Origin of the sequence: Azospirillum sp. CT11-132 (assembly GCF_047302835.1) — a bacterium.
Lineage (GTDB): Bacteria > Pseudomonadota > Alphaproteobacteria > Azospirillales > Azospirillaceae > Azospirillum.
This window is the reverse complement of record NZ_JBGLZA010000008.1, coordinates 16,869-31,967: the sequence shown is the minus strand read 5'-3', so window position 1 is coordinate 31,967 and position 15,099 is coordinate 16,869. Positions and strand designations below refer to the sequence as shown.

The 15,099-nt window shown below is 69.4% G+C and carries 14 protein-coding genes; 1 reads left to right on the top strand and 13 read right to left on the bottom strand.

The features are described from left to right. Positions 1-10: 10 nt before the first annotated feature. The 12 genes from ACCD06_RS28790 to ACCD06_RS28735 form a co-directional block, all read right to left on the bottom strand. Positions 11-496, bottom strand: a complete 486-nt coding sequence (locus ACCD06_RS28790; RefSeq protein ID WP_109156850.1) for an acyl dehydratase — start codon at positions 494-496, stop codon at positions 11-13. Then, positions 493-1,806, bottom strand: coding sequence for an MFS transporter (locus ACCD06_RS28785; RefSeq protein WP_109156851.1), 1,314 nt, complete (start codon positions 1,804-1,806; stop codon positions 493-495). Before ACCD06_RS28785 ends, ACCD06_RS28790 begins: the two co-directional genes overlap by 4 nt. A 3-nt stretch (positions 1,807-1,809) precedes the next feature. After that, positions 1,810-3,051: a CaiB/BaiF CoA transferase family protein gene (locus tag ACCD06_RS28780; protein ID WP_109156852.1), complete on the bottom strand. Its 1,242-nt coding sequence runs from the start codon at positions 3,049-3,051 to the stop codon at positions 1,810-1,812. Continuing rightward, a complete protein-coding gene (locus tag ACCD06_RS28775) occupies positions 3,048-4,229 on the bottom strand; it encodes a CaiB/BaiF CoA transferase family protein (RefSeq protein WP_413345344.1) in 1,182 nt (393 codons plus the stop codon). The genes ACCD06_RS28780 and ACCD06_RS28775 overlap by 4 nt, the downstream gene beginning before the upstream one ends. A 225-nt stretch (positions 4,230-4,454) precedes the next feature. Next, positions 4,455-5,516: a TRAP transporter substrate-binding protein DctP gene (dctP, locus tag ACCD06_RS28770; RefSeq protein WP_109156854.1), complete on the bottom strand. Its 1,062-nt coding sequence runs from the start codon at positions 5,514-5,516 to the stop codon at positions 4,455-4,457. Positions 5,517-5,562: 46 nt separating this feature from the next. Beyond that, complete coding sequence (locus tag ACCD06_RS28765) at positions 5,563-6,852, bottom strand: TRAP transporter large permease (RefSeq protein ID WP_109156855.1); 1,290 nt, start codon at positions 6,850-6,852, stop codon at positions 5,563-5,565. Beyond that, entirely contained in the window at positions 6,852-7,403 is a 552-nt protein-coding gene (locus tag ACCD06_RS28760) for a TRAP transporter small permease (protein ID WP_109156856.1), read from the bottom strand. Before ACCD06_RS28760 ends, ACCD06_RS28765 begins: the two co-directional genes overlap by 1 nt. A gap of 22 nt (positions 7,404-7,425) precedes the next feature. Continuing rightward, positions 7,426-8,373 carry a zinc-binding dehydrogenase gene (locus ACCD06_RS28755; RefSeq protein ID WP_109156857.1) on the bottom strand — a complete coding sequence of 316 codons (948 nt, stop codon included), beginning with the start codon at positions 8,371-8,373 and terminating at the stop codon, positions 7,426-7,428. 46 nt (positions 8,374-8,419) lie between these two features. Beyond that, entirely contained in the window at positions 8,420-9,220 is an 801-nt protein-coding gene (locus tag ACCD06_RS28750; RefSeq protein WP_109156858.1) for a crotonase/enoyl-CoA hydratase family protein, read from the bottom strand. Between the two features lie 60 nt (positions 9,221-9,280). Then, entirely contained in the window at positions 9,281-10,423 is a 1,143-nt protein-coding gene (locus ACCD06_RS28745; protein ID WP_109156859.1) for an acyl-CoA dehydrogenase family protein, read from the bottom strand. A gap of 19 nt (positions 10,424-10,442) precedes the next feature. Beyond that, on the bottom strand, positions 10,443-11,513 hold the full coding sequence (locus tag ACCD06_RS28740; protein ID WP_109156860.1) for an acyl-CoA dehydrogenase family protein: 1,071 nt from the start codon (positions 11,511-11,513) through the stop codon (positions 10,443-10,445). Between the two features lie 237 nt (positions 11,514-11,750). After that, a complete protein-coding gene (locus tag ACCD06_RS28735) occupies positions 11,751-12,524 on the bottom strand; it encodes a helix-turn-helix domain-containing protein (RefSeq protein WP_109156861.1) in 774 nt (257 codons plus the stop codon). 251 nt (positions 12,525-12,775) lie between these two features. On the opposite strand from ACCD06_RS28735, the gene ACCD06_RS28730 reads away from it, so the two are divergent. Further along, positions 12,776-14,077 carry a CaiB/BaiF CoA transferase family protein gene (locus ACCD06_RS28730; RefSeq protein WP_109156862.1) on the top strand — a complete coding sequence of 434 codons (1,302 nt, stop codon included), beginning with the start codon at positions 12,776-12,778 and terminating at the stop codon, positions 14,075-14,077. 17 nt (positions 14,078-14,094) lie between these two features. Here ACCD06_RS28730 and ACCD06_RS28725 read toward each other — a convergent pair whose 3' ends face one another. After that, on the bottom strand, positions 14,095-15,099 hold the full coding sequence (locus ACCD06_RS28725; RefSeq protein ID WP_109156888.1) for an ABC transporter ATP-binding protein: 1,005 nt from the start codon (positions 15,097-15,099) through the stop codon (positions 14,095-14,097).

Here is a 15,099-nt window from a genome sequence, read left to right as displayed (position 1 = left end):
GGATGGCGCCTTATGCCGGTGCGCCGTCGCGGGTCCGCAGCATGCGCAGGGGGTTGTAGGTCAGGACGACGGTTCCGTCCTGCCGCGTCACGCGATTGAGCGTGCGGATCAGGCCGCGGCCCGGCTTCGAGGTCGGGCGGGCTTCGATCACCTCGCAGGCGACATGGATGGTGTCGCCGACGAAGGTCGGCGCCTTCACGTCGATTTCCGCGTTGAGAAAGGCGAGGCCGGTGCGTTGCATGCTGGCGGTCAGCAGGCCTTCGGAAAAGGAATAGACCAGGGCTGCGGGCACGACCCGGCCGGCGATCGCCATATGCTCGCGGTCGGCGGTATTGGTGAACAGCTCCTCGGTGAACCAGCTGAGATTCACGAAAGCGGTGAGGTCGGATTCGGTGATCGTGCGGGCGACCGTGCGGAAGCGCGTGCCGACGGGCAGATCCTCGAAATGGAAGCCGAGCCCGATGGTGGGGCCTTCCGGATTTTGGCTGGCAGTCATGGTGTGTCCCCTTTTGCGGTGATGGCGGTTCCGGCCCGCAGCGGTGGCGGGGCCGGGATCGCTCCGGCAATCGCCGGGCTGAGAAGGAAGGGCAGGGGAGCCGCGCTGATGGCGGCGGCGGCCACCACCAGCGAGGCCCCATATCCCTGCGTGATGTCGTGCAGCAGACCGGAAAGCCATGCCCCCAGCGCCGCGCCGATCGACATGGTGGCGTAGATGCTCCCGAAGATGGTCGCCGAGCCGCCGACAAAAATCCGGCTGGTCAGGGTGGAGACGATGGGACCGCGTGCCCCCTGGGCGATGCCGAACAGCAGCGTGTAGCCGGCAAGCAGGATGGGGCTCGGCCGCCCATACAGCCCGATCAGACAGAGGATGCCGGCCAGCGTGCCGGCGAAGCTCGCCAGCGCCGTGGTGCGGAAGCCGATGCGGTCGCACAGGCCGCCGGCGGCGATCACCCCGGCGACCGACAGCATGCCGGCGGAGCCGAAGGCCGCCGCCGCCTCGATCGGCGGATAGCCGCTTTCCACCAGCATCGCCACGACCTGGACGATGACGATGTACATGCCGAAGGCGGTGAAGAACAGGACATGGACCAGCCCCCAGAAGGGCAGGGTGCGCATGGCCTCCGGCAGGCGCCATCCGGTCCCGGCGCGGCGGACGGGGGTGGCGCCGCCATTCTCCTGCTCCGCCGGACGGCCGTCGGCCAGCCGGCGCCACGGCAGCAGAAGCACCGGCAGGGCGAGCGCGGCGAGCAGCAGGCCCATCGCCTGATAGGCGCCGCGCCAGCCGAGCCTGTCGATCAGCAGCTGCGCCAGCGGCGCGATCACCAGGATGCCCGACCCGAAACCGGCATAGGCGATGGCGATGGCTGTGCCGAGATGCCGGCGGTGCCAGCGGCCGATCAGCGCCGCCGCCGGAATCATGCCGATGGCGGCGACCCCGAGCCCGGTGACGATGCCGAGACAGAGATAGAGCTGCCAGCGCGCCTCCAGCATGCTGCCGCCCAGCGTGGCCAGCGCCAGCAGGACGAGACCCGCCGGGTAGACGACGCGCGGGCCGAACCGTTCGAAGGCCATGCCGCTGATGGGAGCGGCGAGGCCCTGCACCAGCATGTAGAGCGCATAGACGCTGGTCAGGGTGCTGCGCGGCCAGCCGGTTTCCTGTTCGATGGGAACCAGGAAGACCGTGTAGGCATCGGCAACCCCCCGCGCCACGAAATTGAAGAGGAAGGCGAACAGGACGACGAGCAGCGCCGGCACCAGCGTCGGGCTCCGTCGCGGACCCCCGCCGATCCGGTTGCCGAAGGGCAAGGCTCAACCCTCCGCCGCGGTGGCGGCCGGAGAGGGGGATACCGCTGCGGGGCTTCGCGTGATGCCGCGCGCCAGAAGGTCGGCGATCCGCTCCTCGTCGTATCCGGCTTCGCGCAGCAGTTCCACGCTGTGTTCGCCCAGGCGCGGGGCTTGGCGGACGGGTTCCGGACGGCGGCCGGACCAGCGGGTCGGCACGCCGATGGAGCGCACCGTCCCCTCATGGGGATGCTCGACCGTCCGCAGGAAGCCGGTCGCCGCATGGTGGCTGTCGTCGATCAGGCTGTCGGGCGTGTGCAGCGGCATGACCGGGATGTCGGCCTTCGTCAGATCAGCCAGCCAGTCCGCCGTGCTGCGGGTGGCGATGGCGTCGGCGACCAGCCCGTACAGCTCGTTGATGTGGCGGGTGCGGCTGCCGATGTCGGCGAAGCGGGGATCGCTGTCGAGTTCCCCCTCCCGCCCGATCAGCGTGAAGAAATTGCGCCATTGCTTGTCGTTGTAGATCACCACGCAGATGTGGCCGTCGCTGGTGCGGTAGGGGCGGCGGTGGCGGGCGAGCAGCCGGGGATAGCCGGTGGGACCGAGCGGCGGTTCGAAGGTCATGCCGCCCATATGGTCGCCGAGGACGAACTCGGTCATCGCCTCGAACATCGGAATTTCGATCTCCTGCCCCTCGCCGGTGCGCTCGCGGTGGAACAGGGCGGCGGCGACCGCATAGACGGCGTGCAGCCCGACGGTGCGGTCGGCCATGGTCGCCGGCACATAGCGCGGATCGCCGCCGGAGGAGTCGGCGATCAGGGTGGGAATCGCCGCCGCGCCCTGGATCAGGTCGTCGTAGGCCGGCTTTTCCGCATAGGGGCCGTCCTGGCCGAACCCGGTGACCGCCGCGTAGATGATCGACGGGTTGACCGCGGCGAGGTCGTCGTAGGACAACCCGAGCCGTGCCATCGCGCGCGGCCGGACATTGTGGATGAGGACGTCGGCGTTACGGGCCAGATCGAGCAGTGCCTGCCGCCCGTCCGGCGCCTTCAGGTCCAGCACGATGCTGCGCTTGGAGCGGTTGGCGTGCAGGAAGATGGCCCCCATGCCGGGATGGCGCATCGGCCCGATGCCGCGGACATTGTCGCCGGCCGGGGATTCGACCTTGAGGACATCGGCGCCGAGATCGCCCAGGATCTGCGTCGCATAGGGACCCACCAGAACCGAGGTGAGATCGAGGATCCGAACGCCGTTCAGCGGGCCGTTCATGCCGGGCCTCCGTGAGGGGGGAATTTGGACGGGGTCGGAGCGGCAGCGCCGGCTCCGATTTCCGCCAGGATGGCTTCGGCGTCGCCGTTCAGGGCCGGCGCCGGTGCATGCAGGGGAGAGGTCCGCCCGGCGGCGCGGACGGGAAAGCCGACCTGCCGCCCGTCGGGACCGGTGACCGACAGGCCCAGCGCCTCCGCCTGGGGAGAGGCGGCGGCCTCATGCGGAAGGCGGCAGATGTCGGCCGGCACGTCGGCCTCGGTCAGCCTTGCGATCCAGCGGTCGGCGCTGTCGCCGGCAATCACCTCCGCCAGGAGGGTGGCGAGCCGGTCGCCATGCTCCTGACGGCCGGAATGGCTGTCGAATGCCGGCTCGGAAAGCGCCTCCGCAGCTTGGCCGGACGGCTGGGTCGCCACCGCGGCGCGGAAGCGTCGCCAGAAATGGTCCTCCATCAGGCCGAGCGCGATCCAGCGGCCGTCGGCGGTCCGGTAGATGTCGTTGGCCGGGCTGAGATGGGCGCGCGGATCCTGCTGCGGCTCGGTGCCATGGCGCAGGCCGGCGCAATAGAGCACGGCGCCGAACAGGCTGGCGTCGAGATGCCGGCCGTGTCCGGTGCGGTCGCGCTCCGCCAGCGCCGCGGTGATGGAGGCGGCGGCCAGCGCCCCCGCCGCGAAGTCGCCGACGGGAATGCTGGGGCGGGACGGCGGGCGGCTCCAATGTCCGGGAAGCCCGAGCGCGCCGGCTGCCGCCATGATGTTGATGTCGTGGGCCGGACGGTCCCGCGCCGGTCCCGACTGGCCGAAGCTGGAGACGGAGCAGTAGACGATCCGCGGGTTCAGGGCGCTGAGCGTCGCATAGCCGATGCCCAGCCGGTCGGCGACGCCGGGCCGGCTGGATTCGATCACCACGTCGGCCCAGCCCGCCAGCCGCGCCACGATGGGCTCGGCTGACGGGTTCTTGAGGTCGAGGGCCAGGCTACGCTTGCCGCGGTTGACCGCCGCGAACATCGCCGGCTGATAGCTGCGGGCGCTGTCGCCGCCGGGCGGCTCGACCTTCACGACGCTGGCGCCCAGATCGGCCAGCACCGTGGAGATGAAGGGACCCGGCAGCAGGGCTGAGAAATCGACCACCCTGGTGCCGGCCAGCGGACACCAGATTCGGGACGACTGGTCGGATGTCATCGGCTTTCCTGTGAAGCGGGGCGGGGATCAGGTCCAGGGCAATCGCATTCGAGATCACAGGTTCCCGGACAGGGACTTCCGTCATCCCCGCGAAGGAGGGGATCCAGAAAACGCTTTTGGAAAGCGGCTTAGATGGCTGGATTCCCGCCTTCGCGGGAATGGCGGGCTTCCCTGGACAGGATCGGGTTTCCCAAATGCGATTGCCGTGGGATCAGGTCCGGGCGATTATTTCCCGTCCTTCAGCGCCTGCTGGAAGGCGGCAAGCACCTCGCTGCCGGGCAGGCGGCGCTTGTCCAGGTTGGCCGCCCATTCCTTGCTGACCGACGACAGCATGTCCTTCAGCTTCGCGCTTTCCGCTTCCGGCAGATGGACCATGGTCACCCCGGCCTTCTTCAGCCGTTCGATGTCGTTGGCCTCGTCGTGGTCGGTCTTTTCGCAGGCGTTGTGGTTGATGGTCTCGGCGGCCTTGTCCATGGCGTCGCGGACGTCGGCGGGCAGCTGGTCCCATTTGCGCTTGCTGATCATGTAGGTGATGACGAAGCTGCCCAGATTCTCGCCGACGGTCGCCGACTTCACCGTGTTCTGCAGGTCGTATGACAGCACGCTGGAATGGGGGAACAGCATCCCGTCGACGGTGCCGCGCGACAGCGCCTCCATCACGTCGGGGGTCGGGATCTGCACCGGCACGGCGCCCATCTTGCGGATCGCCAGTTCCTTCGCGGCGCCGGTGGTGCGGATCTTCTTGCCCTTGACGACGTCGATGCCCTCGATCCCGGTCTTGCCCATGTAAAGCTGGTAGGGCGGCAGAACCATCGTCCACAGCACCCGCATGCCCGCCGGCCCGATCTCGCGCTTGTCGAGGATGCCGCCGGGCTTGACCAGCTGCCAGTAGGCGTTGGTGCCGGCGCAGGACGAGCTGAAGGCCTCCGGCAACTCGGCCACGGTGGACAGCGGCAGCTTGTCGGTCACGAAGGCCGGCGCGACATAGCCGATGTCGGCCACGCCGTTCTGCGTCAGGGACAGCAGGTCCTTGGCCTTGCCCAGCTGTTCGGCCGGGTAGTATTCGAAATCGACCTTGCCGTTGGTCAGGCGCTTGATCTCGTCCATCCAGGGCTTGGTGCCGTATTCGACGACATAATGGCCGGCGGGGAAGGAATCGGCGACGCGCAGCTTCGTCTGCTGTGCCGCCGCGGGCGCCGCCGAGACGGCAAGCGCGACGGCGGAGACCATGGGAAGGGCCAGGGGAAGGGTGCGCGCGAACAGGGCCGTGACGGTGGTCGGCTTCATGGGTTTCCTCCGGAATTTCAGCGGGTTGTTGTCGTTTGGCCGCGGGTCAGTAGCGCATGGTGGACGGCAGCCATGTGATGATCTGCGGAAAGGCGGTCAGCACCGCGATCAGGATCAGGTGCGCCACCACATGGGGCATCACGCCGGCGAAGATCTCCTCCAGCGGCCGGCCGGTGTAGCGGGCGACGACGAAGACGTTCAGTCCCATCGGCGGGGTCACCATGCCGACCTCCGCGGTGATGACGACGATCACGCCGAACCAGACCGGGTCGAAGCCCAGCGACAGGATGACCGGCAACACCACCGGCACGGTCAGGATCAGGATGGCGATCTGGTCCATGACGCAGCCCAGCAGCACATAGCCGAACAGGATCAGCGCCATGATCACCCACGGCGACACGTCGAGCGACCCGACCCAGTGGACCAGGTCCTGGGTGATCTGCGTCAGGGTGAAGAAGGTCCCGAACACATGGGCACCCAGCATGATCATGAGGATCATCGCGGTGGCATGGACCGCGCGGACCAGGGCGGCGCGCAGGGTCGCGGCGGTCAGGTTGCCCGAGCGCAGCGCCAGCAGGAACGCGCCGAAGGCGCCGATGCCCGCCGCCTCGGTCGGGGTGGCGATGCCGGCATAGATCGTCCCGGTGACGCCGGAGAACAGCAGGATCATCGCGCCGCACACCTTGAGCGAGGCGATCTTCTCGCGCAGGGTATAGCTGCGGCCTGCGGGAGCGCGGCTGCGGTCCTGGATGACCAGCAGATAGACGGTCAGCACGATGGTCAGCGTCACCAGGATGCCGGGGATGATGCCGCCGACCAGCAGCGCGCCGATGCTGACGTCGGCGATGATGCCGTAGAGCACCAGCGCGATGCTGGGCGGGATCAGCATCGCCAGCGTGCCGGAGATCGCCACCACGCCGCCGGCCAGCTTCGGCTCGTAGCCCTGTGCCAGCATGGCCGGGATCGAGGTGGAGGACAGCGTTGCCGCCGACGCCGTGCTGGAGCCGGAGATGGCGCCGAAGCCGGCCCCGGCCACCGCCGTCGCCATGCCCAGCCCGCCCGGCACCCGGCCGACCCATTTGGCCGCGGCGGCGAACAGGTCGTTGGCGACCCCGCTGAGGATCACGAACTCCGCCATCAGGATGAACATCGGGATGGTGATCATCTCGTAGGAGTTGGCGGTGGAGAAGGGCACCGTTTCGAGGATGCCCATCACCATGTCGACGCCGCCGATCATCAGCAGCCCGGCCGCGCCGGACACCGCCATGGCGAACGCCACCGGCAGCCCGAAGGCCAGCATCAGGAAGAGGATGGAGATTCCGCCGAGCGCCACCATCAGATGCGTTCCTCCAGATTGGGTGTGGAAACGTGCTCGGCGCCCTGGGCGCCGCCGAAGGCGTCCCGGAGGTGGGTCGCGGTCAGCAGAAGATTGCGGAGCGTCAGCAGAACGCCGCCGATGACGACCGGCACCAGCGCGATCCAGGTCGGCCACAGATAGGCGCCGGACAGCGCCTCGTCGTTCTGCCAGGCGGAGAGGGAGCGCTGGAAGGCAAGCCAGCCGATCGCCGCCGTGACCATGGCGGACAGCAGGAAACCGGCGGCCTCGCCGATATGGCGCATTGGGGCCGGCATGCTGCGCTGGAGGATGTCGATGCCGATATGGCCGTTCTCGCGCAGGGTGTCCGACACGCCGAAGAAGAACATCCCGACCATGAGGTACAGGGAGATCACGTCGTAGGACCATGCCAGCGGCATGGCGAAGAAATACCTCAGGACCACGTCGGCCACGACGACCAGCATGATCAGCATCATGCAGGCCGCTGCGACCAGAGAGAAGACGTGGTCGACGGCGTCGAGGATGCCCGTCGGTCCGCGTGTCTTGTTCATGGCTGGCACCTCCCTCGATGTTTTATCGGCCGCCGTCCTGGACGAGCAGCACCGTTTTTCCCTTGTGCCGGCGGGCCAACAGGTCCGCGGCGGCGGCCGGCATTTCCGCCCACGGGCGCCGGACGGCGATCTCCGCCGCCAGCCGCCCCTCGGCGACCAGAGCCAGCAGCAGGGACAGGCCGCGGGCGGCCGGCTCGCCGCTCTTGATCTCTTCGAAGACCGCGAGGCCGGTCACGGTCCGCGATCCGCTCATGTAGAAGGCGCGGGCGTCGATGGTGGTCTCGGCGCCGCCGGTGACGCCGAAGACGACGCAGAGGCCGCCGGGCGCCAGCATGCCGAGCGACCGCGCCAGGGATGGTCCGCCGACGGATTCGACGATCAGGTCGAACGGTCCGAGGTTTGCGGCCTCGCCCTGATCCTCCTCCATCACCGCGGCATGGTGGGCACCGAAGCCGAGCGCCCGCGGCACGTCCCCGGCGGTGCGGACGATCGCGGTGACCCGCGCTCCGGCCTGCCGGGCCAGTTGGCAGGCGAAATGCCCGACGCCGCCGGTGGCGCCGGTGACCAGCACGCGCTTGCCCAGCAGGTCGCCGCCCCGCTTCAGCGCATACAGTGCCGTCAATCCGGCGACCGGCAGGCAGGCGGCCTGTTCCGTCGCCACCCCGTCGGGGATCGCCGCCAACTGGCGGACCGGCACGGCGGCCAGTTCGGACCATGCGCCCGACGCCAGCAGCCCGGCGACCCTGGTCCCGGCGGCGGGGCCGGAGCCGTCGGCCGCCTGCCGTTCCACCACGCCGGCAAGATCCCAGCCCGGCCTCGTGCCCGCCCGGGCGGACAGCGCCCGCGTCGCCTCGCCACGGTTGAGCGAGATCGCCTCCACCCGCACCAGCGCCTCCGAGGGCTTCGGTTCGGGGGGCGGCACGTCGTGCAATGCGAAGACCCCTCCCGCCTCCATGACGATCGCTTGCATGGCCCTATCCTCCCGTTCGGCGGTTTCCGGTGCGCAAGGGTGCGGGTCAGCGGCCGGTGAAGTGCGGGTCCCGCCGCTCCAGCAGGCTCGCCACGGCCTCGCGGTGATCGTCCGTCGCATGGGCGAGCGCCTGCATCGCGGCCGACATCTCCAGCAGGCTGTCCAGGTCGGCGTTGCGGCCCTGGCGCAGCAGGCGCCGCGTCATCCGAACGGCATGCGGCGGGTTGGCGGCGATGCGGGCGGCGAGCGCCCGCGCCTCCGCCAGCAGGTCGGTATCGGGCACGACGCGGGAGACCAGCCCACAGGCCAGCGCCTCCCGCGCGTCGATGGCGTCGCCGGTCAGCGCCATCTCGCAGGCCTTGGAGAAGCCGACGACCCGCGGCAGGAACCAGGCGCCGCCATCGCCGGGCACGATGCCGACCTTGACGAAGCTTTCGGCGAAGCGGGCGCTTTCCCCGGCGATGCGCAGATCGCACATGCAGGCGAGGTCGCAGCCGGCACCGACGGCCGGCCCGTTCACCGCGGCGATGGTCGGCACCTCCATCGCCTCGATCAGCAGGGGAAGGCGCTGGATGCCGCGGCGGTAGTTCAGCCGGGTCTGCGCCGGCAGCGGATCGTTGAGTCCACCGGACGCCCCCATCTTCTTGAGGTTCCCGCCGGAGGAGAAGGCGGAGCCTGCACCGGTGATGATGATCGCGCGGGTGGCGTTGTCGGCGTCGAGCCGGGCCAGCGCGGCGATCAGCGTTTCCAGCACATCGTCGTCGGAGATGGGATTGCGCTGTTCCGGCCGGTTCAGGGTCAGCGTGACGATGCCGTCCGCATTCTCTTCAAGCACCGCGTCGGTCATGGCGGTCGGGTCCTTCCTGTTGTGTTTTCTCCGGCCCTGCGTGTTCGCGCCGACAGTGGGTCAGCGCAGGCCGAGGCCGCGGGCGATGATGCCGCGCAGGATCTCGCGGGTGCCGCCGCGCAGCGAAAAGGCCGGGGCGTTGAGGATGGTGTGAGCCAGGACGGCGGCCAGTTCGGTGTCGGCCTGCAACGACGGTTCCACCGACACGACGCCGCGGACGATCTCGGGGATCTCCTGCTCCACCAGGGCGCCGAGATCCTTGACCAGCGCCGCCTGCAGCGCCGGGTTCTCGCCGTTCTGGAGCATGCCGGCCACCGAGCGGGACAGCCGCCGCAGCGTGACGATGTGCGCGGTCAGCCGGCCGACGGCTTCCCTGGCGCGATCCGACGGGTCGTCGCCCAGCGCGCGCACCAGTTCCACCAGCAGGGTGAAGGAGGACAGGAAACGCTCCGGCCCGCTGCGTTCGAAGGCCAGCTCGCCCATCACCTGAGTCCAGCCGTCGCCCATCCGGCCGATCAGGGCGCTGTCCGGGATGAAGGCGTCCTCGAACACCACCTCGTTGAAGTGATGCTCGCCCGACAAATCGGCGATCGGGCGGACGGTGATCCCCGGCGTGTTCAGATCGACCAGCAGCTGGCTGGTGCCGCCCTGCCGTTCTTCCTGGCTGCCGGTGCGGCAGAACAGGATCATGTAGTGGGACTTGTGGGCGTAGGTGGTCCACAGTTTCGTGCCGGTGACGCGGAATCCGCCCTCGACCGGGGTGGCGCGGGTGCGCACCGCGGCAAGGTCGGACCCGGAATCAGGCTCGCTCATGCCGATGCAGAAGAAGCATTCGCCGGCGGCGATGCGCGGCAGGATCGTGTGGCGCTGCTCCTCGGTCCCGACCTTCAGCAGCAGCGGGCCGCTCTGGCGGTCGGCGATCCAGTGGGCCGCCACCGGCGCTCCGGCCGCGAGCATCTCCTCCAGCACGACATAGCGTTCGAGCGCGCTGCGTTCGTGGCCGCCATAGGCCTTCGGCCAGTTCATGCCGATCCAGCCGCGCTCGCCCAGCTTGCGGCTGAAGTCCGCGTCGAAGCCGCTCCAGGAGCGGGCACGGTCGCGCGGCTTGCGGGCGGCCAGTTCGGTGGCGAGGAAGTCGCGGACTTCGGCGCGCAGCCCCTCCACATCGGCGGGCGGAGGCGCGGGGAAGGTGAATGCGGTCATCGTCGGGTGTCTCCGCTGCTCAGGCCGCCGTGATCATCGGCCACAAGCCGTCGGCGCCCGCGGCAATGGCGGCGTGTCCCAGGCGGCGGGACCATTCGGCGTCGTTGCCGAACTCGTCGCGCCAGGACCACAGGCGCCGGGTGAGGTGGTGGAGGCTGTGTTCGTGGGTGAAGCCGATGGCGCCATGGACCTGATGGGCGATGGCCGCCGCCACGCTTGCGGCCTCGCCGGTGCGCGCCTTGGCGACGGCGATGCGATGGTCGCCGGCGGGCGCGGTGATGGCCTCCGCGGCGAGATCGGCGGCGGCAGAGGCGGCGGCCGTCTGGCCGGCCAGCACCGCGAGGGATTGCTGGATCGCCTGGAACTTGCCGATGGGCCGGCCGAACTGCGACCGCTCGTTGGCGTACTGCACCGTCATCTCCAGAACCCGCGCCAGCGCCCCGGCGATCTGGATGCTGCGCAGGGCGGCGCCGGCGGCGTGGAGGCCTTCCGGCGTGACACCGGCGGCGGGCGCCACCTGCGACGGCTCCAGGATGCAGTCGAAGGACAGGTCGTCGCGCGGCTCTCCGGCGAGGTTGGTGCCGGGCGCCACGTCGAAGCGGCCGGCGGGAACCAGCGCGACATGCGGCACGCCGGCGGCCTCGGCGACCACCACCACGCCGGACACCTTGCTGCCCCAGGGCACGCGGCGCGCCACCCCGGTCAGCCGCCAGCCGCCGTTATCCGGCACAAGGGCGAGGGGATGGGCCGTCCGGCCGGCGGTGGTGGTCGGTGCGACCGACAGCGCACCGCCCGGCGCGTCGATGCCGGCACCGGCCAGCAGGCGGTTCGCCAGCATCGTCTCGCCCAGCGGAAGCGGCAGCGCGAAAGCGGCGGCGACGCGGACCGCCGCCAGCGCTTCCACCGGGTCGATGCCGAAGCCGCCCTGGTCCTCCGGGACCAGCGCCAGCGGCAGGCCAAGCTCCTCCACCGCGTTCCAGATGTCGCCCGGCCACTCACCCGCTTCGGCGCGGGCCAGTTCATTGGGCGTGACGATGTTCTGGAACAGTCTGGTTGCCGTATCGACGAGGATCCGACCGGTTTCGCTCATCTTCGTCCCCCCAGCTTTGCCGGTTCAAGATCGTTTCACTGTATGAAACGCCTTTTCATTACCAAAACCGTACAGGGGGATGGTTTGGTTGGCAACCAAATTTGTTAGGGTCACCACCAATTGCCTGGGGCAGGCGGAGGCTGGGTGCTGCATATCCGAGCATGCAGGTGGCGGCATGCAGGCAAGGGGAGGCCTGCCCGACTGGACTGATAAGCCGGTGGAAAAGGGCGGGCCGGATCAGCCCTGGGCGCGGAAAACCTCGGCGAGGCGGGCGGCGGTCGCCTTCAGCGGCTCCAGCAGGCGGTCCACCGCCATTTCGTAGGACATGGCGTTGCGCAGCATCAGGATGTTCACCGATGCGCAGGCGCGCTCGCCGTTCATCACCGGGACGGCGATGGCCCAGACGAGGCCCTCATACTCGCGGTCGCTGTAGGTGCTGTCCATCACGGAGAATCCGCGCTCCCGCACCTCCGCCAGTATGGCGTCGGCCTTGCTCAGATCGACGCTCTCCGCATTCGGGCGGGCGGCGATCTGGGCAAGGATGGCCTGCCGCTCCTCGTCCGGGCAGAAGGCCAGATAAGCGCGGCCGAGCGAAGTCGACAGGATCGGCGCCTGATAACCGGGCCGGCGGTTCAGGGACAGCGGCCCCTGTTCGCGGCTGGTCTGGACGACGATCATGGCGCCGCGATCGCAGATCGCCAGATCGGACGGCCAGCCGATGGACTTGCGGAAGTCCGTCAGGATCGGTTCCGCCGCCGCCCCCAAACTGCGCTGCAGGTCGTAGCCCTGGCTGAGCTGCAGGGTGCGCCAGGAGGGAACATAGGCCGGCCGGCCGGCGACGCGCACGATGTAGCCGGCATGTTCCAGTGTTTCCAGCATCCGCACCACGGTCGCCTTGTCGAGCCCGGTCGCGGCATGGACCGATCCGACCGTCGCCTCCCGCGATGCATTCACCGCCTGGAGGACGTCCAGACCACGCAGCAGGGCGACCACGGGCTTAAAGGACGGCATCTCGGTTCCTCCAACTCATGGGCGATGACGAATCATGGCCATCCGTGCGGCCCGGCGGGGGCCGGGGACGTTAGCCGGACCGCGCGGGATTGTACAGGCGGCCGATTGCCTTTCCGTTGAGCATTGTAACCCAGCCGACGGCACGCTACCATCAATATGAAAAGCCATTTCGCACAGTGAAACGATAGGCGCCGGAGTGGCGCCTGCCGACCAGACGGCGACCATCGGACAGCATTCAAGCCGGGACGATCATGAGCACAGAAAACCACGAGGAGTCGCATGGTGGCGCCGGAGCCGGAGCAGAAGGCGGCGGGGCGCTGGCCGGCATCCGCGTCCTCGACCTCAGCCGGGTGCTGGCGGGTCCCTGGGCGTCGCAGGCGCTGGGCGACCTCGGCGCCGACGTCATCAAGGTGGAGCATCCCGGCCATGGCGACGACACCCGCGCCTGGGGACCGCCGTTTCTTTCGGCGGATGGGGCGGCGGACGGGGCGGATGGCGACGTGGAGCGGCTGAGCGCCTATTACCTGTCCTGCAACCGCAACAAGCGGTCGATCGCCATCGACATCGCCAAACCGGACGGGGCCGACATCATCCGCCGGCTTGCCGCGGACTGCGACGTGGTGATCGAGAATTTCAAGGTCGGCGGCCTTGCCCGCTATGGGCTGGATTATGCCGCCTTGTCAGGCATCAACCCGCGTCTGGTCTATTGCTCCATCACCGGCTTCGGCCAGACCGGGCCGCTGGCTCCGCGTCCCGGCTATGATTTCCTGATCCAGGGAATGAGCGGGCTGATGAGCATCACCGGCCAGACCGAGGGAGAGCCGGGCAGCGAGCCGCTGAAGGTCGGCGTCGCCGTGTCGGACGTCTTCACCGGGCTTTACGCCACGATCTCGATCCTGGCCGCGCTGCGTCATCGCGACCGCACCGGGCAGGGCCAGCACATCGACTGCGCGTTGCTCGACACCCAGGTGTCGGTCCTCGCCAATCAGGCGATGAACTGGCTGGTCGGGGGGATGGTTCCCGGACTGATGGGCAACAAGCACCCGAACGTCGTGCCATACCGCACCTTCAAGGCCCGCGACGGACATGTGATCGTCGCCACCGGCAATGACGGCCAATTCCGGGCGCTGTGCCGGCTGCTGGGGTTGGAGGAGGTGGCGGCGAGCCCGCGTTTCGCCGACAATGCCAGCCGGCTCGCCCTGCGCGACGAGCTGGAGGGGCTGCTGGCCGACGCCATCGCCAAATGGGATCAGGCGGCGCTGCTTGCCGCCATGGCGGAGGCCGGCGTGCCCGGCGGGCCGATCAACCGGATCGATCAGGTCTTCGCCGAGCCCCATCTGGCCGAACGCGGGCTGGTGCGGGAGATGACGCTGGAGGACGGGCGCAAGGTGCCGGTGGTGGGCTACCCGGCCCGGCTGTCGAACTCCCCCGCGACCTACCGCCGCCCGCCGCCCCGGCTGGGACAGCAGACCGCGGAGGTTCTGGAGGAGATGCTGGGCTACAGTCCCGACCGGGTCGAGCAGTTGCGGTCGTCCGGCGTGCTGGGCGGATAAGGCCAGAGGGGCCCCGATCACCCCGCCGCCGTCACATCATCCCGGATGCACGACACCGAATGCCCCGGCGCCACCTGCCGCAGTGCCCGGGCCTCCGGCTCAGCACAGGCTGGCAGGGCGAAGGGGCAGCGGGTGCGGAAGACGCAGCCGGACGGCGGGTTCATCGGGCTCGGCACGTCGCCGTCCAGCAGCATGCGTGACTTCGGCGCGTCGGGATCGGGGTCGGGGGCGGCCGACAGCAGGGCCATGGTGTAGGGATGGCGCGGGCGCTCGTAGAGGGAGTCGCTCGGCGCGATCTCCATCAGGCGGCCGAGATACATCACCGCCACCCGGTCGCTGATGTAGCGCACCACCGCCAAATCATGGGCGATGAACAGCACCGCCAGCCCCAGCTCGCGCTGCAGGTCGCCCAGCAGATTGACCACCTGCGCCTGGACCGAGACGTCGAGCGCCGACACCGGCTCGTCCGCCACGATGAAGTCGGGCTCCACCGCCAGGGCGCGGGCGATGCCGATGCGCTGGCGCTGGCCGCCGGAGAATTCGTGCGGGAAGCGGTCCATGGCGTCGGCGGTCAGGCCGACCTTCTCCAAAAGCGCGGCCACGCGGTCGCGGCGGTCGGCGCGGCTGCCGATGTCGTGGATCACCAGAGCTTCGCCGATAACGTCGCGCACGCGCTGGCGCGGGTCGAGGCTGGCATAGGGGTCCTGGAAGACGATCTGCATGCGGCGGCGCTGCGCCCGCATCTCGGCCGTCGGCAGACCGGTGATCTCCTGTCCGTCGAAGCGGATGGAGCCGCCGGTCGGCTCGATCAGCCGCAGGATGCTGCGCCCGGCGGTGGTCTTGCCCGATCCGGATTCGCCGACCAGCCCCAGCACCTCGCCGCGGTTCAGGTCGAAGGACAGATCGTCCACCGCCTTGACCCAGCCGACCGGCCGTTGCAGCAGCCCGCCGCGCACGGGAAAGCGCTTTTCCAGATTGCGGACGCTCAGAAGGGGCTGTTCGGTCGAAACATCGGAAGTCAT

What these genes read in the sequence shown, in the direction of transcription:
- ACCD06_RS28790 (WP_109156850.1), bottom strand. Translation starts at nt 496, where the DNA reads ATGACTGCCAGCCAAAATCCGGAAGGCCCCACCATCGGGCTCGGCTTC.
- ACCD06_RS28780 (WP_109156852.1), bottom strand. Translation starts at nt 3,051, where the DNA reads ATGAACGGCCCGCTGAACGGCGTTCGGATCCTCGATCTCACCTCGGTT.
- ACCD06_RS28775 (WP_413345344.1), bottom strand. Translation starts at nt 4,229, where the DNA reads ATGACATCCGACCAGTCGTCCCGAATCTGGTGTCCGCTGGCCGGCACC.
- dctP (WP_109156854.1), bottom strand. Translation starts at nt 5,516, where the DNA reads ATGAAGCCGACCACCGTCACGGCCCTGTTCGCGCGCACCCTTCCCCTG.
- ACCD06_RS28765 (WP_109156855.1), bottom strand. Translation starts at nt 6,852, where the DNA reads ATGGTGGCGCTCGGCGGAATCTCCATCCTCTTCCTGATGCTGGCCTTC.
- ACCD06_RS28760 (WP_109156856.1), bottom strand. Translation starts at nt 7,403, where the DNA reads ATGAACAAGACACGCGGACCGACGGGCATCCTCGACGCCGTCGACCAC.
- ACCD06_RS28755 (WP_109156857.1), bottom strand. Translation starts at nt 8,373, where the DNA reads ATGCAAGCGATCGTCATGGAGGCGGGAGGGGTCTTCGCATTGCACGAC.
- ACCD06_RS28750 (WP_109156858.1), bottom strand. Translation starts at nt 9,220, where the DNA reads ATGACCGACGCGGTGCTTGAAGAGAATGCGGACGGCATCGTCACGCTG.
- ACCD06_RS28745 (WP_109156859.1), bottom strand. Translation starts at nt 10,423, where the DNA reads ATGACCGCATTCACCTTCCCCGCGCCTCCGCCCGCCGATGTGGAGGGG.
- ACCD06_RS28740 (WP_109156860.1), bottom strand. Translation starts at nt 11,513, where the DNA reads ATGAGCGAAACCGGTCGGATCCTCGTCGATACGGCAACCAGACTGTTC.
- ACCD06_RS28735 (WP_109156861.1), bottom strand. Translation starts at nt 12,524, where the DNA reads ATGCCGTCCTTTAAGCCCGTGGTCGCCCTGCTGCGTGGTCTGGACGTC.
- ACCD06_RS28730 (WP_109156862.1), top strand. Translation starts at nt 12,776, where the DNA reads ATGAGCACAGAAAACCACGAGGAGTCGCATGGTGGCGCCGGAGCCGGA.
- ACCD06_RS28725 (WP_109156888.1), bottom strand. Translation starts at nt 15,099, where the DNA reads ATGACTTCCGATGTTTCGACCGAACAGCCCCTTCTGAGCGTCCGCAAT.